Source organism: Rhizobium sp. BK313 (assembly GCF_014193655.1).
Classification (GTDB): domain Bacteria; phylum Pseudomonadota; class Alphaproteobacteria; order Rhizobiales; family Rhizobiaceae; genus Rhizobium.
On sequence record NZ_JACHZQ010000005.1, the window covers coordinates 577279 to 597092 of the forward strand.

Genomic DNA, 19814 nt, shown 5'->3' on the forward strand with positions numbered 1-19814 from the left:
TCATTCCGGAAGACCGGCCTTGCGGTAGCCGTCAACGAAATGCTCAAGCGTCGCCGCGTCGCGGAATGGCTCCGTCGTGGCCCAGTGGCGGGTTGTGAAATGCGGGTTGCCGACGAGGAAGAGTTCGACCTCTGCGCGCGCCTCGTCGAGCCGGCCGAGTTGCGCAAGGCTTGCCGCCAGGAAGCGGCGTGAGCTTGTGCGATAGGTCTCGTCCCTGAGCAGCGTCTCGACAGCGGCTTCGTATTCGCCGGCGGCATATTGCGCCTGGCCGAGCGTCAGATAGTACCAACTTGCCGGAAACGGGTTCAGCCGGAATGCCTTGCGAATGTGCTCGAGACCTTCCTTGATTCGCCCCGCCAAGACCGCGATGTCTGATAGTGCCGCCCAGGTATCGGCCTCGTTCGGGTCGAGCTCGATCGCCTTGGCGAATTCCGCGTCCGCCTCGGCGAAGCTGCGCTCATAGGCAAGCAGATAAGCTAGGGTCCAGCGGCAGCCAGCATCGTTGGGATCGATCACTACGGCCTTGCGCGCCAGTTCCAAGGCAACACCGCGTGCAGGTTCCGTTGGTCCGCCGGAATGTACCCATCCCATCCAGTGGTTTATGGCCAGCCAGCGATAGGCCTCGGCGTATCCCGGATCGAGCGAAATCGCGCGCGTGAGCATCAGATGCGCTTCCTGCGCCGTCTGCGGCGAGTCATCCATCAGCTTGCGCGCCCGCACGCAGAGATCGTAAGCCTCGAGATTTTTGGGCCGATTACGCGGCGGCGGTGTGCGCAGCCGGCCAAGCAACGCCTCCACGATCTTACCGGTGACCTCGTCCTGAACGGCAAAGATATCTTCCAGACTGCGATCGAAGCGTTCCGCCCATAGATGTTCGCCACTTTCCGTGTCGACCAGCTGGGCGTTGATGCGCACGCGCCCCGCGGCGCGTCTTGCGCTCCCCTCCAGCAGGTAGCGCACGCCAAGGTCCTCTGCGATCCCGCGCACGTCCATCGCCTTTCCTTTGAAGGCAAAGACCGAGTTGCGTGCGATGACGAACAGGCCGGAGATCCTGGACAGGTCGGTGATTAGGTCTTCGGTCAACCCGTCCGCGAAGGATTCCTGCTCGGGATCGTTGCTGACATTCACGAAAGGCAGCACGGCTATCGATGGTTTGCTGGGCAGCGGCAAAGGTTTTCGCGCTCGCGTACCGAGCTGCTCGATGACCCCCTTGAAGCGGTAGCCAACGCGCGGAACTGTGGAGATCCACTCACCGCCGTCGGCGGCCGGACCAAGCAGCTTCCGGAGCTGGGCGATCTGGACGGTGAGGTTGCCTTCCTCGACGGCCGTGCCCGGCCACGCCGCGTCCATCAATTCGGCCTTACCCAGGATTTCGCCCTGCCGTCCGACGAGCGCGGCAAGCAGCCTTAGTCCGCGGTGGCCAACGGCAACGGGAACATCGTTCCGAAGGAGCGTTCCCGCACCGGAATCAAGCACGAACGGACCAAAGGCAAAGCGCGATCCCTGCATGGGGCGCATCTATAGCCCCTTTGGAAATTTTTGAGAACTTTTTGGAAGTGCTTAATTACGAAGCCGTCCGCATCCTGCAGAATTCATCCTCCTTGACGTTGAGGGCCCTCAGACCCCCAAGCCATATGGAGGTTGCCATGAACGACGCTCGGCATCGGCACTATGCACGACCGGTTACCGGTTCAAACCTGCCTGACGATGCGCCCGATCGCATTGACGAGAAGGCGCGCAGCGGTGAGCGCCGTGATGCCGTCGATATCAGCGGACGTTTGGAATTCAATGAGGTCGAAACCGGCAAGGCGTCCGCGCTGGCTCACCCCCTCAATCAGTCCGATCGCCTGCTGATAGGTCAGCCCGCCAGGTGCGCGGCCGGCGACGCCCGGCATCACACTGGGATCGAGGCCGTCGCAGTCGAGGGTCACGACTACGCGTACGCCCGTAGGTATGTGCCTGAGCGCAGCTTCGATGCCCTCGGCGTGGATCTCCCGCGCGGTAACGAGGTGCGCGCCCCAGCGCTTGGCGGTCTCGACCTCCAGGGGCCGGGCACTGCCAAGGCCCCGGATACCCGCCTGCACGATGCCGGCGACATGCGGCATCTCACTCGCCCGGCGCATGGTGCTGGAATAGCCCAAGGGCTCGCCATAACGCTCGTCGCGCCAGTCGATATGGGCATCGATCTGCAGAATCCAGATTGGGCCATGATCGGCAAAGCCGGCGATGAAGGGGATGGGCACGGAATCATCGCCCCCGATCATCAGCGGTGTGGCGCCGGCGGCGAGAATGCCGCGCGTCTTCTCTTCGATCAGCTTGCGATTTCCGGCATTGTCAATGACCGACGTCGGAAGGTCGCCGGCATCGACGCAGCAGGGCTCTCGGCCCGCGAAGAGGGGGCCGCCAAGGTCGAAGTCCCAGCTGTCGAGGAACTGCGTATCGCCCCGGCTGGCATCGCGGATGGCGGCCGCCGCAACGGCGAAACCCGAAGGATCGGCCCCGGGATAGGTGCTGCCATGCGGCGCGCCGAACATCACGATACGCGGTTGCACCCCGTGGGGCAGATGTACTGGAAAATCGAGAAAGCCGCGATGCAGGGACATGTCGGAGGTCCTTGTTGCAGAGTTCGGAAGGTGGTCGAGAAGGCGAAAGGATATCTCTCTCGTTACCCCTTTGAGGCGAATGCTGCAATGACAGCAGATCGCCGATCTCCGAGCACCGCAGTGGTTCGCCGGCGCTTGCACTTGCCGGGATTCACCAGGCCCGTCTGGAGGTCTGCATGACCGCCGAAAGCACGACATCACCGCAAGGAGACCGGATTCCATGGGCCGCGATGGCGGGTATCATCGCGACCGTCACGGTGTTCGCCGTGGCACAGGGGCTGACCTATCCGCTGCTCAGCTTCATCCTGGAGCGTCGGGGGACGACGCCCGCCCTGATCGGCTTGTCGGCGGCGATGACGCCGCTGGGTTTCATTGTATCCGCGCCGTTCATTCCGGCGCTGGCACGGAGCGTGGGCGCGGGGCGGCTTGCGATCCTGTGTTCGATCCTGGCCGCGTTCACCCTGATCGCGATTGCCTGGGCGCAGGAAGTCTGGGCCTGGATGCCGCTGCGCTTCATGCTCGGTTTCTTTGCCAATCCGCTATACGTGATCAGCGAAACCTGGCTGATCTCGATCACGCCCGCGCCACGCCGGGGCCGCATCATGGGCCTCTATTCATCGATCGTTTCGGGTGGCTTCGCCATCGGCCCGCTGTCGCTCGGCCTGGTCGGCACGCAGGGTTGGCCGCCCTTCATAGTCGGCATCGTGGCCTTACTTCTTTGCGGCCTGATCGTGCTTGCGGTCGTGCCGCGCCTGCCTGACATGCCGCATGAAGGCGAGGCAACATCGGTCGGCGGCTTCTTCGCACTGGCGCCGCTCCTATTGTTCGCGGTTTTCGCTGCTGCCGCCTTCGAGCAGATCCTGCTTTCCTTGTTCGCGGTCTACGGCACCGCGCTCGGCAGCGCCGAGGAGCACATCGCCTCGCTCATCACCTGTTTCATCGCAGGCAATGCCGTGCTGCAGATTCTGCTCGGGCGCGTGGCCGAACAGTTTGGCTCGACGCGGACCATGCTATTTTGTGCTCTGGCTTCGCTGGCCGGCTGCTTGCTGCTGCCGTCGATCTTCAACTCGTGGCTCATCTGGCCGCTGGTTTTCGTCTGGGGCGGCGTCTCATTCGGGCTCTACACCATGTCGCTGATCCAACTCGGCGAGCGTTTCACCGGTCAATCCTTGATCGCCGGCAACGCGGCCTTCGCGTTCGTATGGGGCATCGGCGGCATCGTGGGCTCGCCCGCGACAGGACTGGCGATGCAACTGATCGGACATCAGGGGCTGCCATCGTGCCTTGGCCTGCTATGCCTCGTACTGGTGGTGTTTCTGATGGCGGAGAGACGGCGGGTCTGATCGAGGCACTTGTCTCGTACCGTGTCGATGACATGCTGGGTTCCACCCACAGGGGAGCCAGCATGACCGCCGAAGATCTCTCAATTCGAAAGGCGTGCGGCTGCGCCTGCTTCCCACCAAGATCCACCTGAAAACCGACTTCGCTTGTTCGGCATTGCGCGGTATACGTTGCAGTGCAGCAAACAAGGCCCGTCAACCGCGGTCCAGGGGCTGAACATTCATGCCATTGCGATGCAGACACGCTCTGCTTTTACAAATGTTTTCAAGGTCTCGCGGATCAGTTGTTAAATCGTGTCCGGTGTCTGATCGCGGAAGATACGGGGCGACCGATCGTTCCACCGCCGCGCGATTTGTTTGCTATTGCTTAGGGCAAGATCGCTACAAACCGTCAGCGGACGGCTGGGCAGCCAATTTACAGTCACAATCCTGTTCCGATCATTGGTTAGACGAACAACTGCAAAAGAGGGCCACATATGACTGAGACGAAGACCTTTGATGAGGCGGAAGGAATAGTCGACTTTGACGCGGGCGAAGGCGAAGCAGCGACCGTGGAGATCGACGACTACACAAAAAGCCTTGCTCAGGCGAAGGCCAAGTCCGTCAAGCTCGTCGACGCCATCACTGGCGCAGTGCTCAAGAAGAAAGACGCGGTGCATTTCGACGACCTGCGCCCATCGCTTGCGGAATTCGTGCGGCAGAAACATCCGGGCATTCGCTCCGACGACTACATAAGCCGCAAGGCGATGGACGACTATCGCGCCCAATATATCGCCGAATTGCTGGTGGACGAGCGCGGCGAACTTTCAAATCTGGAGGATGAGGTCGTCGAAAGCCTGAAGACGCACGACACCTTGGCCGAAAACATCGAAGAGGACTACGAGGATCATCGTTCCATCGGCGACCGCATGGCCGATATCGTCGCGTCCTTCGGCGGCAGCTGGACCTTCATCATCTCGTTCTGCTTGTTCCTGACGGTATGGATGGGCATCAATCTCGCCATGGGCGAAAGCAAAGCCTTCGATGTCTATCCGTTCATCCTGTTGAACTTGATCCTATCGACAATCGCCGCCCTGCAGGCGCCTATCATCATGATGAGCCAGCGCCGGCAGGAAGCGAAGGACCGGCTGCGCGCGCTCAACGACTATAAAGTCAACCTGAAAGCCGAACTTGAAATCCGTCATCTGCACGAAAAAGTCGACCATCTTCTCAACCGGCAATGGGAGCGGTTGACGGAGATCCAGCAGATCCAGATCGAGATGATGCTGGAGCAGGCCAAGGCGGCCACGCGCGCCCTGAAGGTCAGCAAGGCATCGAAAGTGAAGACCAATGCCTTGAAGAGCCTCTTCGGAGGCAAGACCAAGGCGGCGGAGCCGGACGATCCGACGGAATAGGCTTAGCTGCCCACATTCGCCATCGGCTCGGTGTGCGGCGGCGGCCAAGCCTGCCTATCGGCATATCTATGAACATCGTGGGGCCACCGTCGCCGCCACGATCCGCGGATTGCACCCAAAACACGCCCTGTTTCCGCTAATCCGGCAGTGCAAGCAACGTCATTGACGAATGGCCGGTCGCGCTCCTGCGGATGTCGGTTCGACGGACGGTGAGCCGGAAGCCCGCCGGCAGCACGATCGGACGCCGCTAGGATCATATCTTTTATGATAGCTGTTATAGCCGCACGAAGCAGCGTCCCCGGTGCCGCGTAGCAACAAGGCACTTTGTGCGATCTCGGCAGCGGGTATTATCGACGACACACGTATAACGTTATCCGCCGCGCTTGCGGCCACGGCACCCCAAAGTAAGACGAGAAAACACACGATCGTTCTCATGTCTCCCTCCATTATGTTAGAGAAACGACAATGAACCGTGAGTTGTTTATCGTCAATCAGATACTCTTAAAGTAGCTAGAATGGGTGAGGCCGGCGCATAGCGAAGAGCTGCAGAACTGGCTTTTAATGATGCTGGTAGGGGAGGGCTACGGACTATCCCGGCGCAACCAGCGTACGCGCCGATCACGATGTCGTCGTCAGCATAATCAATCTCGACCTCTGCCGGAACCAGAAGCAACGTTTCGCGTTGAGGAGTGAGGTGAAAAAGATGAACAAGCTCGCCATTATAGCTCTGTCGTGCGTAACCGCGCTTACCGGCGTTGTCACTCCGGCTGAGGCTTTTCCAACTGTTAGTCCGCTAAAGATCGAAACATCGGACGTTCAGAACATTCAGTATAGAGGCGACCGTGGCAACATGAGGGGCGAGTGGAACCGCCCCTACTGGCACCGCCGCAATTACGGCGGCGGCCATGGCGGATACTATGGCGGTGGTAGATATTACGGCCACGGTGGATATTACGGCCGTGGCGGATACTACGGCCGAGGATACTACGGCCGCGGATACTACAACGACAATGCCGGCGCTATCATCGGTGGCCTGGCGGCTGGAGCCATCATCGGGGGGATCATCGCCTCGCAACCACGCGTCTACAGTGGCGGCGGTGGACATACAAGCTGGTGCTATTCGCGCTATAGATCCTATCGGGCCTACGACAACACGTTCCAGCCCTACAACGGGCCTCGTCGGCAATGCTATTCGCCCTATTAGTGAGTATTTGAATGAGGCCGCTGTTGGCTCAGGTGGGGTGGCCCAATACGTGGATTCTCGAGTCTAACCAATTGACATTCGCTGCCGTTGTGAGACCGTTCGAGACGGTTTCTTAAACACCGTTTTGAGAAAAATGACAAAACGATCACAAGCGGTTATCACGACTGCCGAAGAGCGTCCGCGCGACGAATGGAACGATCCGATCCACGGTCGCGTGTCATGGCACACGCTTTTCAGCAGCGACATCACCCCGACCGACAGCATGAGTGCAGGTGTTGCGGAACTCGTGTCCGGCGGCGAGCTTCGACCCCATCGGCACGAGCAGCCAGAGATCTATTTCATCCTGGAGGGAACCGGCATCGTGCAGATCGACGGGCACGAAACGGTTGTCAAAGCCGGTACCGCCGTTTTCATTCCCGGTAACGCAGAGCACGGTATCCGCAACGACTCCGACGCCAACTTGAAGCTATTCTATGCCTTCCCCACCGGCTCTTTTGCAGATGTGGTCTACCGCTTCCCTGACAACTGACGATGCCGTTGGCACACTGATCCCGTCATTGCGGGAGGCCGCAAATGGGTAAGTATCCATCCAGGCGTTGTCGCAACTATGCTCCAACACCAGCGTATATTGCTCGGTAGATATCCCCTACCTTCACTATAGGTACCATCGATCCCCAGAGCGCCCTTGCCACGATATCGGCCTGCCAGGAGGTGATCTTTCCAACCACCCATTTAAGACGGCCCAAACGCCGCTCGACTATCGTCTGGCGTGCGTGAAGGATGATTGCTGCGCGTGGCGTCCACTTGCATCTACAAGAAAAAAGAATGAAGGGAGCCATCAGATCACCGACGCTTGGCAACGGCCTAGGCTGCGGAGTCAAGAAACTCAGAGCTTCGCACCCACGACGAACATCAGCCTCAACTAATCAAAATGAAATTGCAACCGGCGCGGACTAGGCAGGCTACACATGCCAGCGCTCTCTGATCGTTGCCATGTGATTCCCAACAGGTATCGAAGATCATGCATAGGATACCTGGAGGGAGCAAAGGATTATTCCACGTCTGATCGAAGGCCATCACAATCTTTCGAAGAACAGCATCGCCTCCCTAGCGAAATATAGAAAAAAATGCTAATACTATGCTGCCTGCACTGCCTCATTCATACTTTCATCCGGCGGAAAATATGTCCGGCATGAAAAATAATACCCTCCATTCGAGGCAGCAGGATTTAGTTAAGTGCCAGATTCGAGAGAAATTTCCATTCAAGCTGTTTCTAATCCGAAGCTGCGGAGGAAAGTTCAATGGCCAGCAATCTTGTTTCATCCATCATGCAACTACTGACGCCGGATTTGATCGGTCGCCTGGCAGGCGCGCTTGGCCTGGATGCCGCCAAGACGCAGCGTGCGATAGCGGCTGCGGTGCCTGCGCTGCTGGCCGGTCTTGGCGGCGTTGCGGCGCAACCTGGCGGAGCACAGAAAGTCGCCGACGCTGCAAGACAGCAGGGTGGCGCACTCGGCAACCTTGCCGGAATGCTCGCGCCGGATGGCCAGGCGTCCCTTGGCCAGACCGGTTCGCAAATCCTGTCATCGTTGTTCGGAGCCGGTGACAGTGGCGCATTGGCGAACGCGGTCGGCAGCTACGCCGGCCTCGACAACAAGGCGAGCAGTTCCCTTCTGGGCATGCTAGCCCCGATTGTCATGGGCGGCGTTGCCCAGCAAAGTGGTAACGATCTCAGCGCCAACGGCGTTGCCAGTCTCCTCGCCAGTCAAAAGGACAACATTGTCTCTGCTTTGCCTTCAGGTGTCAGCGATATGCTTGGCGGCACCGGTCTTTTGAGTGCTCTCGGTGGATCCATGCGAACGGCGACAGCGGCGCCAAGCCAGGCAGCGGGCCGAGCCACGGCAACTGCATCGTCAATGAGCAACGTTGGCCAGCGCACCGCGTCGGCGGCGTCGTCCGCGTCCTATCGCTGGCTCTATTGGCTCATTGCGGCGCTCGTGATCCTGGCAGCGCTCTATTATATCTTCGCAAGGCCAACCGAACAGACGGTCCCGCAAAGCGCGGTCCCGACGCAGAACCTGACAGTTGGCGGCGTGGATGTGGGCAAACAGCTCACGGATACCTTGACAAATCTGCAAGCCACAGTCACCGGCGTCACCGATGCGGCATCCGCGCAGGCAGCCCTCCCCAAGCTGCAGGCGGCAGCAGGCGATGTTGACAAGGTCACGGCAACGATCGGACAACTTTCGGCAGAGCAAAAGACCGCACTTGCGGGCATGCTCAAGCCAATGATGTCGACACTTAACGGGCTGTTCGACAAGATCCTGGCCATCCCGGGCGTATCCGACGTTCTAAAGCCGACAATAGATTCGCTAAAGGCAAAACTTGCGACCCTGCCCGCTTGACGGCGAATGAAATCGATCGCCGGCCATATACGGCCGGCGTGCGAAATCCGCTCGCTTGCACCCAGATGAACAGCAAGAGAAAAGGACCGGAGACGATGGCTGACAAATCAACATTCACGCCCGACGAATGGAAGCTGCTGCTGCAAAGCGTGATGGCGGCAGGCATTGCCGTCACCGCCGCCGATCCAAGTGGACTTTGGGGTATGCTGAAAGAAGGAATGGCCAGCACGCGCGCGCTGCTACAGGCCAAGACCGATCCCGGAGCGACCTCGCTCGTCTCCGCACTCGTCAGCGACTTCGAAACCTCGGAAGGAAGAACTATCGCGCGGGAAGGCCTTCAGGAAACGCTCAAGGGCTCCAAGCCGGATGAAATCAAGACCAAATGCATTACCGTCTTGCAGCAGACCAGCGATCTTGTCGCATCCAAGGCGCCGGAGGCCGCCACTGCGTTCAAGACCTGGCTCTACCGCATTAGCGAGAGCGTTGCCGAAGCCGCAAAGGAGGGCGGGTTCCTTGGTTTTGGCGGGGTAATAGTAAGTGATGCCGAAAAAGCCACGCTTGCCGAGATTTCGGCAGCGCTGAAACTCGACCAACGCTCAACGTGATCCGCGCCCGCCATGATTGGACAGAATTGTCTTGCCCCAGCGCCGCAACTAGGCGCTTCGAGGTTGCGGCATTGGGGAGAGTTATCAGCCCCCAAATACCGCAATAAAAGATAATCGGTGCTGATATAGCATCTGGCGGCGAACGAGAGCGCCCCGGGAGTGGCTCTCTGATCAGGAGCAAGCTCCTCGACCCGAACGCGGCAACAACCTTGCCGAGCCGGCGCAGGGAACGCGCTGATTTCAAAGGCTCATATTGGCGGAGAGGGTGGGATGATGAACCGTGGCCGGCACCATCCCTCCTTCTTACGACTGATATACTTCCTTACATGTTCCTTGTTCTTTACGTGTCCCTCCTTCCTCGCAACTTCCCCTCGCTGTTGCGCTTTGAGCCCCTGTGCCTCGCTACAGGCACCCCTGCGTCTCTCTACCTACGTATCCGTCTATGTGCGTCTCTGCTCAGAAAGCTAACCGTTCTCATCTCCGGATCGTTCTAGGTTTCGTCTATGCGTTCAGGGTCTAGCCATTTCCTGATGTAGCTACGCAGCTGTTGCTTTATCGAGCGTCTGACGTTTGCTCTTTTGCTCATATCTCGTTTAAGAGTGCGACCGTGTTGCTGTGTGCTTGTTGATCGTCTGAGAGATCTGCGGTCGCTCTATATGAGCTTCTAGTGAGATTAGCTGTTTTGAATATTAGCCGAAACCTAAGTTGGCGATGACAACGTTTGTCAGCAAAAACCTGTTTTCAACAAGAAATGTAAACTTAGCGCAACCTTGGATCTGTTTTAGGGAGTAGAACGGGTTGAGTAATCAACCGTCTATGCAGCCCTGATGGTATCATCCCTTTCCCGCGGCAACCCTATCAAGGGCCTGGAAGTCGCCCTTCCGGCCTTGTCCAGATAAATTGCCACACACCGACGCACGTGCGGCAGAGATCATACAGCTATCCCAGCCAAGATGGCCCAAGAGCCATCACCCAACGAGGACGGGATGTTCAGAGCGATGATGGAACCGCGCGTCATCCCCACCATCGATCACCAACACGTTAACGAGCGTGATCTTCCGCAGTTGCGACCGGATGATATAAGGCGCGCGTTTTCACTCCAGTGTCTGGACGCATCATGATCCGCTTAGCATTCACCTTTGGGCTGCTGATTTTTTTTGCAGCTGGTGTCCGCTCAGCCGAGGCTGACAGTATCAGTGAACCTGCCTATGGGCGGGAGCTGCAAGGATTTGAATATCCGTTCCAAGTCTCGCATTATCATTTCAGCTCCCAGGGCCAGGCCGTTGAGATGGCCTATATGGATGTGCGGCCATCTTCGCCCAATGGCCAGACCGCTGTCCTGCTACATGGCAAGAATTTCTGTGCAGCAACCTGGGAGGGCTCGATCGAAAGCCTCACCGCTGCCGGCTACCGGGTGATCGCCGTCGATCAGTTGGGCTTCTGCAAATCCAGCAAGCCGGACGGCTATCAATTTACCTTCCAGCAGCTGGCCAGCAACACGCGGGATCTGCTGGCCTCACTGGATATCCAGCGCTCGGTGGTGATCGGCCACTCCACCGGCGGCATGTTGGCGATGCGCTATGCACTGATGTATCCCGACGCTGTCGACCAGCTTGTTCTCGTCGATCCGATCGGGCTGGAGGATTGGAAGACTAAAGGCGTGCCGTGGCTCAGCCTGGACGGCTGGCTGAAGCGCGAGGACCATGTTTCGGCCGACAGTATCCGGGCCTACGAACGGGCGACATATTATGCCGGCACCTGGGATCCGTCCTACGAGAAATGGGTGCAAATGCTGGCGGGTCTCTATCGTGGCGCCGGCCGCGCGGCGGTGCAAAAGAGTTCCGCCCGCCTCTACGACATGATAGCCACTCAGCCGGTGTTCTACGAGTTCGAACACATCTCCAAACCCGTCCTTTTGATGATCGGCGACAAGGATACCACCGCCATCGGCAAAGATCTCGCGCCAGAGGCTATCCGCCCGACACTCGGCAACTACCCCGTTCTCGGTAAGCAGGCAGTTGCCCGTTTTCCGCACGCACAGTTGATGGAATTTCCTGATCTCGGCCACTCACCGCAAATCCAAGCCCCTGATCGCTTCAACCAGGCTCTGGTGCAATGGCTGCAGCAGCCAACGACCGGCGGTTCTGAAATCAAGTAAACGCAGGCGATTCGGATCTCTAGCGTTATTGTGCCCCGGCCGAAGAAAATATAAAGGGCGCTGGGCAAAGTGAGAGGTCGGCTGTCGACCGGCGACCTCAAAATCCACTGATTTCAAACAAATATGGCGGAGAGGGTGGGATTTGAACCCACGATGCCCTTGCAGGCATGCCGCATTTCGAGTGCGGTGCATTCGACCACTCTGCCACCTCTCCGGATATGCTGGTCGGCGCGTTTGAAGCGCGGCGTTCTCATAGCGATAGACGGGGGGGATGGCAAGGGTGAATATTCAAGCTTTTCATCCTTTTGCCTTGACAGATCAGAGACCCTTATATATCCCGTGCAACGCAATAGGTGTGGATAAGTCCGTGCCTTGGCCGCCTCGCTTTGTGCGGGGTTTCACCGGCAGATCTTTTTCGAGGCCGCAAGCCTTTGGAATCCCTGCTAAGTTTCGACTGATAAAAAGACGGCCGCTTGTCCTTGTGACAAGAGAGCCGGAACGAACATGAAAGGATAAAAAATGTTCGCAGTCATCAAGACCGGCGGTAAGCAGTACCGTGTGGCAGCCGACGACGTGCTGACCATCGAGAAGCTGGAAGCCACCGCCGGCGATACCGTAGAATTCACCGAAGTCCTCGTTATCGGCGAAGGCGCCGACGCTGCGATTGGTGCTCCCTTCGTCAAGGGTGCTTCCGTCAAGGCCGAAGTGGTCGAGCACAATCGCGGCAAGAAGGTCATCGCCTTCAAGAAGCGCCGTCGTCAGAACTCGAAGCGTTCGCGCGGCCATCGCCAGCATCACACGGTCGTCCGTATCACGGACATCGTGGCTGCCAAGTAAGTAACGGGATCAAGGTTTAAAGGAGAACTCCAATGGCACACAAAAAAGCTGGCGGTTCCTCGCGCAACGGTCGCGATTCCGACTCCAAGCGCCTTGGCGTGAAGAAGTTCGGCGGCGAAAACGTCGTTGCAGGCAACATTATCGTGCGTCAGCGCGGTACGCAGTGGCATCCGGGCGCCAATGTCGGCCTCGGCAAAGATCATACCATTTTTGCGCTTACGGCCGGCAATGTGGACTACCGTACGAAGGCCAATGGCCGCGTGTACGTGTCTGTAATGCCGAAAGCGGAAGCAGCGGAATAAGCCGGTAGCGCTCAAAAACAGCCGGCGTCTCATCGACCCGGCTGATCGCATCAGGTTCAGTCAAGAAAAAGGGGAGATGGGGCGCCATCTCCCCTTTTTCTTTACCCTCAACCAAGGAGGACTGAACCATGCAAGGCGAATTGTTAAGGGAAGACCAATCGAGGTCTCCCGAAGAACGGCTGAGGCCGGAGCGGTTAAGGACCGATTGCCCTGTCTTGTTATCGGAAAGGCTCGTTCTGCGCGCGCCCCACGAAGAAGACATCGACGCCCTTGCCCATCTCGCCAACAACGCCAACGTCGCCACTATGGTATCGCGTATGCCGCACCCGTATACGACCAATGATGCCGCCGATTTCGTGCGACGCACGAAGCTTGGCGAGATTGGCAAGTGCGTCTATGCGATCACCAAAGCCGAAAACGGCGCCTTTCTCGGTTGCTGCGGCGTCGAGCCGACGGCCGACCCGCAGACAGTCGAGATCGGTTATTGGCTGGGCGAGCCCTATTGGAACCGGGGCTATATGACGGAAGCCGCTCATGCCTTGATCGACATGGTCTTCCGTACGCGTGAGAACGTCGCCCAGATCGATGCCCGTTGCCGGGTGATGAACGTTGCCTCCCGAAGGGTTGTGCAGAAGTGCGGCTTCCAGTTCCAGGGATCCGGCCTTGCCGCATCGCTGGCGCTCGGCAGCACGGTATCGGTCGAATGGTACCGGCTCGACCGCAAGACCTGGATGTCACTGCGTAGCTGGGGAGGTCTGAGATGAACGCCGCCACTCTTGTCCGCCGCGACACCCGCATCCTGACGCCCGGACCGACGCCCGTCATTCAGACGGAACGGCTGACGCTCCGCCCACACCGGCTCGTCGATGCCGATGCGATCACGGAATCCCTGTCGGATTTCGCGGTCACGCGTATGCTGGCCCGTGTTCCAACGCCTTATGACCGGCAGGATGCCCTGGACTGGCTGGTCCGGAACACCCCCGGCATCGGTAGCGACTGGACGCTGGCCATCACCGAACGGGACGATGTCCATATCGGCATGGTCGGCATAGAACTGCGGCATGGCCGCTGGCATCTCGGCTATTGGCTGAACCGCTACTACTGGCGGCGCGGCATCATGACTGAGGCAGTCACAGCCGCTCTCGAGCGCTTCGGCCGCCGCATGCCCGACGTCGCAGTGTTCTCAGGCGTCTTCGCCGACAATCCGGCGTCGTTGAAGCTGCAGCAGAAGTTGGGCTTCGACATCACCGGCTGCGCAGAGATCTACAGCTTCGCCCGTAGCACAATGGTTCCGCATATCGAAACCGTGCTGAAGCCCGGGGCGTTGCGGCTCTCGCAGGCGTCATGAGGCCGTGAAAAATCCGTCAACGCCGGTTCTGCCGGCGGTGACACCCCTAGCCATCAATCTCAATCCATACCGGAAAATGATCAGAGCCTTCGGCCTCAAGATCCACATGGGCCGATCGCAAACGATCACTCAGTCCGCAACTGATGAAGCAGTAGTCAATATGCATTCGCTTGCTGCGATCCTCGGGATCCATCCAACTATAGACTTCAGGCTTCAGCCAGCCGGCCGCGTCGAGCGCGTCGATCGGCGTGTCGAAACGCGGCATGCGGCCATAGAAGGCATCCTTCAGTCCTGCAAGCGCGCAATATTCCGGCGATTCCGGCACCATGTTGAAATCGCCCATCAGGACAAAATCCTCCGGCAGCGGCGGATCGCTGTGGTCGATCTCCATAGCGCCCGTCAGCGAACCGCCATCGCGCGCAAAGTTGATCGCATGATCCTTGAGACAGTGGATCTGGCGGATGCGCTCGTCCGGAGCGACATGGTCGAGCTGCACGGAGTAGGCCCGGATCGCACCGCCAGGTGCATCGATCACCGCCTCGACGGCAGCGCGCTGCAGATTGAGTTTGGAAATCGTGCGACTGCGAGGCAGAAGCAGCGTCCGCGTCGCAAGAATCGGCCAGCGCGACAGAACCATGTTGCCGAACTGGAAGCGGAGATCGCGTGGACCAGCGCCCGGCGGCAGCAGGTCCATCCCCACCCCATAGATGGTATAGTGGTCCGGCAGCAACGTCTCGATCGCGGCGACCATGTCGATACCGCCGTTAGGGGCGAAACCGCGGGATACCTCTTGCAATCCGATAATGTCGGCTCCGGCAAGGTTTGCGACGATGCGCTCAAGATCGTATCTGCCATCGAGGCCAAAGCCGTATTGTATGTTATAGCTCACCAACTTCACGATAATCTTTGACCTCAGACTGAACCGCCTATATCGAAGGCGGCATACGGGTAAATGACCGCGCTGCATGTCCTGGCGGATGTGCAAAGGACGCGATAACAATTGAAAAGGGCGCATGAGCCTGTCCCGAATCGAACCCGATCGAGGATCATGCGCCAATACCGAGTGACGGAAGTAAAATGAAATTTCTCGACGAAGCAAAGGTCTATATTCGGTCTGGTGATGGCGGCGCAGGTAGCGTTTCCTTCCGGCGTGAGAAATTCATCGAGTTCGGCGGTCCGGACGGCGGCGATGGCGGCCGTGGCGGCGACGTCTGGGTCGAGGCCGTCAACGGGCTGAATACGTTAATCGACTTCCGCTATCAGCAACATTTCAAGGCCACGATCGGCACGCATGGCATGGGCAAGAACCGCGCCGGCGCCAAGGGCGAAGACGTAACGCTGAAGGTGCCGGTCGGCACGCAGATCTTCGAAGAAGACGGGGAAACCCTGATCTGCGACATCACGCAGGAAGGCCAGCGCTTTCGCCTGGCGCCAGGCGGAAATGGCGGTTTCGGCAACGCCTATTTCAAATCCTCGGTCAATCAGGCCCCCGACTGGGCCAATCCCGGTCTGCCGGGTGAAGAAAAAACCATCTGGCTACGGCTGAAGCTGATCGCCGATGCCGGCCTCGTCGGCCTGCCGAATGCAGGCAAATCGACTTTTCTCGCTGCCGTCAGCCGTGCCCGGCCGAAGATAGCCAATTATCCATTCACGACGCTGCATCCCAATCTTGGCGTCGCCACCATCGATGGCCAGGAATTCGTGCTGGCCGACATTCCCGGCCTGATCGAAGGGGCGCATGAAGGTGTCGGTATTGGCGACCGCTTCCTCGGCCATGTCGAGCGCACGCGCGTGCTGCTGCATCTTGTCTCCGCCCAGGAAGAGAAGGTCGGCAAGGCCTACAAGACGGTCAAACACGAGCTCGAAGCCTACGGCAATAACATTACTGACAAACCTGAAATCGTCGCGCTATCGCAGATCGATGTGGTGGACGAGGAAATGCTGAAGAAGAAGACGCGCGAGCTTGCGCGGGCGTGCGGCAAGACACCCTTCCAGATTTCCGCCGTCACCGGTCGCGGCATGACCGAAGTGCTGCGCGCGCTGCGCGACGTCATCGTCGAAGCCAATGCGGGCGAAGCGGACAAGCCGGCGAAAACGCATAAGCTGCGCCATCGCGACATGCAGGCCTCCGACGACGTGGACGAGGGGGACGGTGATCACGAGGAGCAGCAGGGATGACTGCCCGCAAGCCGCTCGACCGTTACCGCCGCATCGTCATCAAGATCGGCTCGGCCCTTCTCGTCGACCGTAAGACCGGCCTGAAGAAGGCTTGGCTCGACGGCATGTGTGCCGATATTGCCGGGCTGAAGGCGAAGGGCGTCGATGTCCTCGTCGTCTCCTCCGGCGCCATTGCACTGGGACGTTCGGTGCTCGACTTGCCCTCCGGTGCGTTGAAACTCGAAGAAAGCCAGGCGGCGGCGGCCGTCGGCCAGATTTCGCTGGCGCGCGCCTGGTCGGAAAGCCTGTCGCATGGCGATATCGTCGCGGGCCAGATCCTGCTGACGCTCGGCGACACCGAAGAGCGCCGCCGCTATCTCAATGCGCGGGCCACCATCAATCAGCTTCTGAAAATCGGCGCTGTGCCGATCATCAACGAAAACGACACGGTCGCCACCAGCGAAATCCGCTATGGCGACAATGACCGGCTGGCCGCACGCGTCGCCACCATGACCGGCGCCGACCTGCTGATCCTGCTGTCCGATATCGACGGGCTCTACACCGCCCCGCCGCATCTCGATCCGCAAGCCAAATTCCTGGAAACGATCGCCGAGATCACGCCCGAAATCGAGGCGATGGCCGGCGGCGCCGCCTCCGAATTGTCGCGCGGCGGTATGCGCACCAAGATCGATGCCGGTAAGATCGCCACAGGTGCCGGCTGCGCCATGATCATCGCCTCAGGCAAGACCGATCGGCCGTTGAACGCTATTGAGAACGGCGCGCGTTCCTCCTGGTTCGCGCCGTCGGGTACGCCCGTCACCGCCCGCAAGACCTGGATTGCCGGCCAGTTGCAGCCGGCGGGCGAGCTGCATGTCGATGATGGCGCCGTCACCGCGCTGGGCGCCGGCAAGAGCCTGTTGCCCGCTGGCGTGCGCAGCATTGTCGGCCATTTCGGCCGCGGCGACACCGTTGCCGTCATCGGCCCCTCGGGCCGGGAAATCGCCCGTGGCCTTGCCGGTTACGATGCCGAGGAAGCCCGCCAGATCACCGGCCGCAAGTCGGCGGAGATCGAGGCGATCTTAGGCTATCCCGGCCGTGCCGCCATGGTGCACCGAGACGACCTCGTCATGACCGCGTCCGTCAAGACGAAGGCCGAAAAACTGAAGAAGGATGAAGCCCATGCTTGATACCGTCGCACAAAGCCCCGACATCGACACCTTGATGAACGATATCGGCCGCAAGGCCCGGGCTGCGTCGCGACCGTTGGCCTTCGCTTCGACCGAGAGCAAGAACAAGGCGCTTGCCGCCATGACCGATGCCATTCTTGCGCGCAAAGATTATATCCTTGCCGAGAATGCCAAGGACCTCAAAGATGTCGAGGGCACCGATATCCTTGCCTCCTTCGTCGATCGCCTGACGCTCAACGACAAGCGCGTCACTGAGATGGCCGAAGGCATCCGCGCCATTGCCGGATTGCCGGATCCGGTGGGTGAAGTGATCGCTGCCTGGGACCGGCCGAATGGACTGAAGATCGAGCGCGTCCGCACGCCGCTCGGCGTCATCGGCGTCATCTTCGAAAGCCGGCCGAACGTCACCGCCGATGCCGGCGCGCTCTGCTTGAAGGCTGGCAATGCCGTCATTCTACGCTGCGGCAGCGATTCGCGCCGCTCGTCTCAGGCGATCCATGAATGCCTGGTCGAAGGGCTGAAAGCAGCAGGCCTGCCGGAGCATGCGATCCAGCTCGTTCCCGTCACCGATCGCGCCGCCGTCGGCGCCATGCTGCGCGGACTCGAGGGTACGATTGATGTCATCGTGCCGCGCGGCGGAAAAAGCTTGGTCGCGCGCGTGCAGAGCGAAGCGCGTGTGCCGGTCTTTGCTCACCTTGAAGGCCTCTGCCACGTCTATATCGACGCCTCGGCAGATCTGGAGATGGCAAAGACGATCATCGTCAACGCCAAGATGCGCCGCACCGGCGTCTGCGGCTCTGCCGAGACGCTGCTGGTTGATGCCAAGGCCGCGCCGACGCATCTGAAGCCGCTGCTCGACGTGCTGTCTGGCGCCGGCTGCGAAATCCGCGGCTCCGCCGACGTGCTTCGCCTTGCACCAGGTCTGAAGGCCGCAACGGAAGAGGATTGGTCGACCGAATATCTCGCCGCCATCATCTCTGTAGCCATTGTCGATGGCATTTCCGGCGCAATTGCCCATATCGGCAAATATTCGTCCAACCATACCGAAGCCGTGATCGCCGAGGACCCCGCCGTGGTCGAGCGCTTCTTCACCGAGATCGATTCGGCGATCCTGCTGCACAACGCCTCGACGCAATTTGCCGATGGCGGCGAGTTCGGCATGGGTGCGGAAATCGGCATCGCCACGGGCAAGATGCATGCGCGCGGCCCCGTCGGCGTCGAGCAGCTTACCTCTTTCAAATATCGTGTGCGCGGCACCGGACAGATACGGCCCTGACGTGCACAAAGAAGAGATCGATTACCGCTATCTGCGCATGCCGCGTGCCGAACGCGGCATGGTGGTCGGTCTTTTCGGCGGTTCCTTCAACCCGCCGCATCAAGGCCACGCGCTGGTGGCCGAAATAGCCATCCGCCGGCTCGGCCTCGACCAGCTCTGGTGGATGGTGACGCCGGGCAATCCGTTGAAGAACCGCAATCATCTCGCACCGCTTGCCGAACGCATCGCGCTCAGCGAGGCGATCACGCATGATCCGCGCATCAAGGTGACGGCTTTCGAGCAGACGCTCGGCATGAGTTACACGGCGAACACGCTCGCCTATGTCAAGGCGCGCAATACCCAAGTGCATTTCATCTGGATCATGGGGGCCGACAGCCTCAACACGTTTCACCGCTGGCAGAAATGGCAGGAGATTGCCCACACCTTTCCGATCGCCGTCATCGACCGACCGGGATCAACGCTATCCTATCTCTCCGCAAAGATGGCCAAGACGTTTCACTACGCGCGCGTCGATGAAGACGATGCTCGGGTACTATGGAAGAAGCCGGCACCCGCCTGGACCTTCATTCACGGCCGGCGCTCGACATTGAGCTCTACCGCCTTGCGCGCCGCACAATAACCGCACCGGCGCGATATTAGGCCTGATTTTCAAGAAAACCTCCAAAAATGAAAAGCCCGACGGGGGAGGAGATCCGTCGGGCCTTCAAACCTGGTCAGCAACTGGGAGGAGGAGGGTTGCCGACCCATATCGAAAGGCGTTGGGAGGAGGAGATCGCCGTTTCGATGTTTATGTTTTAGCAGATTTGACCGAATGATAAAACGCTGATAGCGCAATGCAGCAATGCGTTGTAGTCATAGCTTTGAAAACTGTCTGCCCAAAAAACGCTTCTTTTGCGTTGGTTAAGCGCGCTGCGGCTTCCCTGCCAGATCGGCTTTTGCACAAAGAGCTGCAAAATCGCACGATTCGTAACGTTACGTCTTATACCGTGAGCGTTCGC

Annotated in this window: 18 protein-coding genes and 1 tRNA gene; 15 read left to right on the forward strand and 4 right to left on the reverse strand. The window is 59.5% G+C overall.

Going from position 1 to position 19814, the window contains the following annotated elements:
- Positions 1–1509 carry a winged helix-turn-helix domain-containing tetratricopeptide repeat protein gene (locus tag FHT86_RS26140; RefSeq protein WP_133709260.1) on the reverse strand — a complete coding sequence of 503 codons (1509 nt, stop codon included), beginning with the start codon at positions 1507–1509 and terminating at the stop codon, positions 1–3.
- A 182-nt stretch (positions 1510–1691) separates the two neighbouring features.
- Entirely contained in the window at positions 1692–2603 is a 912-nt protein-coding gene (locus tag FHT86_RS26145; RefSeq protein ID WP_133708761.1) for an arginase family protein, read from the reverse strand.
- Between the two features lie 176 nt (positions 2604–2779).
- On the opposite strand from FHT86_RS26145, the gene FHT86_RS26150 reads away from it, so the two are divergent.
- The 7 genes from FHT86_RS26150 to FHT86_RS26180 all read left to right on the forward strand — a co-directional run bounded on the left by FHT86_RS26150 (position 2780) and on the right by FHT86_RS26180 (position 11709).
- Entirely contained in the window at positions 2780–3946 is a 1167-nt protein-coding gene (locus FHT86_RS26150) for an MFS transporter (RefSeq protein WP_133708760.1), read from the forward strand.
- Between the two features lie 473 nt (positions 3947–4419).
- On the forward strand, positions 4420–5337 hold the full coding sequence (locus FHT86_RS26155; RefSeq protein ID WP_133708759.1) for a DUF1003 domain-containing protein: 918 nt from the start codon (positions 4420–4422) through the stop codon (positions 5335–5337).
- A gap of 703 nt (positions 5338–6040) precedes the next feature.
- Positions 6041–6541, forward strand: a complete 501-nt coding sequence (locus FHT86_RS26160) for a BA14K family protein (protein ID WP_133708758.1) — start codon at positions 6041–6043, stop codon at positions 6539–6541.
- Between the two features lie 133 nt (positions 6542–6674).
- The gene (locus FHT86_RS26165) at positions 6675–7070 is read left to right on the forward strand and encodes a cupin domain-containing protein (RefSeq protein ID WP_133708757.1); all 396 of its coding nucleotides are present in this window, start codon (positions 6675–6677) and stop codon (positions 7068–7070) included.
- Positions 7071–7842: 772 nt separating this feature from the next.
- Positions 7843–8946, forward strand: coding sequence for a DUF937 domain-containing protein (locus tag FHT86_RS26170; RefSeq protein WP_133708756.1), 1104 nt, complete (start codon positions 7843–7845; stop codon positions 8944–8946).
- Positions 8947–9041: 95 nt separating this feature from the next.
- Entirely contained in the window at positions 9042–9551 is a 510-nt protein-coding gene (locus tag FHT86_RS26175) for a hypothetical protein (protein ID WP_133708755.1), read from the forward strand.
- A gap of 1117 nt (positions 9552–10668) precedes the next feature.
- Positions 10669–11709, forward strand: a complete 1041-nt coding sequence (locus tag FHT86_RS26180) for an alpha/beta fold hydrolase (protein ID WP_133708754.1) — start codon at positions 10669–10671, stop codon at positions 11707–11709.
- Between the two features lie 124 nt (positions 11710–11833).
- Here the strand turns inward: FHT86_RS26180 and FHT86_RS26185 are convergent.
- Positions 11834–11923, reverse strand: a tRNA-Ser gene (locus FHT86_RS26185).
- 305 nt (positions 11924–12228) lie between these two features.
- Between FHT86_RS26185 and rplU the strand changes: the two genes are divergently transcribed.
- The 4 genes from rplU to FHT86_RS26205 all read left to right on the forward strand — a co-directional run bounded on the left by rplU (position 12229) and on the right by FHT86_RS26205 (position 14196).
- Positions 12229–12546: a 50S ribosomal protein L21 gene (rplU, locus tag FHT86_RS26190; protein ID WP_120706113.1), complete on the forward strand. Its 318-nt coding sequence runs from the start codon at positions 12229–12231 to the stop codon at positions 12544–12546.
- Between the two features lie 32 nt (positions 12547–12578).
- Complete coding sequence (gene rpmA / locus FHT86_RS26195; protein WP_007824841.1) at positions 12579–12848, forward strand: 50S ribosomal protein L27; 270 nt, start codon at positions 12579–12581, stop codon at positions 12846–12848.
- A gap of 128 nt (positions 12849–12976) precedes the next feature.
- The gene (locus tag FHT86_RS26200; RefSeq protein WP_133708753.1) at positions 12977–13612 is read left to right on the forward strand and encodes a GNAT family N-acetyltransferase; all 636 of its coding nucleotides are present in this window, start codon (positions 12977–12979) and stop codon (positions 13610–13612) included.
- Positions 13609–14196, forward strand: coding sequence for a GNAT family N-acetyltransferase (locus FHT86_RS26205; RefSeq protein WP_133708752.1), 588 nt, complete (start codon positions 13609–13611; stop codon positions 14194–14196). The genes FHT86_RS26200 and FHT86_RS26205 overlap by 4 nt, the downstream gene beginning before the upstream one ends.
- A 46-nt stretch (positions 14197–14242) precedes the next feature.
- On the opposite strand, the gene FHT86_RS26210 is transcribed toward FHT86_RS26205, so the two are convergent.
- A complete protein-coding gene (locus FHT86_RS26210) occupies positions 14243–15094 on the reverse strand; it encodes an endonuclease/exonuclease/phosphatase family protein (protein WP_133708751.1) in 852 nt (283 codons plus the stop codon).
- Between the two features lie 179 nt (positions 15095–15273).
- Here FHT86_RS26210 and obgE point away from each other — a divergent pair, with 179 nt between their 5' ends.
- The 4 genes from obgE to FHT86_RS26230 are packed head-to-tail and all read left to right on the forward strand — an operon-like array spanning position 15274 to position 19435.
- Positions 15274–16374: a GTPase ObgE gene (gene obgE / locus FHT86_RS26215; protein WP_133708750.1), complete on the forward strand. Its 1101-nt coding sequence runs from the start codon at positions 15274–15276 to the stop codon at positions 16372–16374.
- Complete coding sequence (gene proB / locus FHT86_RS26220; RefSeq protein ID WP_133708749.1) at positions 16371–17540, forward strand: glutamate 5-kinase; 1170 nt, start codon at positions 16371–16373, stop codon at positions 17538–17540. Before obgE ends, proB begins: the two co-directional genes overlap by 4 nt.
- Positions 17533–18816, forward strand: a complete 1284-nt coding sequence (locus FHT86_RS26225) for a glutamate-5-semialdehyde dehydrogenase (protein WP_133708748.1) — start codon at positions 17533–17535, stop codon at positions 18814–18816. Before proB ends, FHT86_RS26225 begins: the two co-directional genes overlap by 8 nt.
- Positions 18817–18853: 37 nt before the next feature.
- A complete protein-coding gene (locus FHT86_RS26230) occupies positions 18854–19435 on the forward strand; it encodes a nicotinate-nucleotide adenylyltransferase (RefSeq protein WP_246779668.1) in 582 nt (193 codons plus the stop codon).
- The last annotated feature ends 379 nt before the right edge of the window (positions 19436–19814 follow it).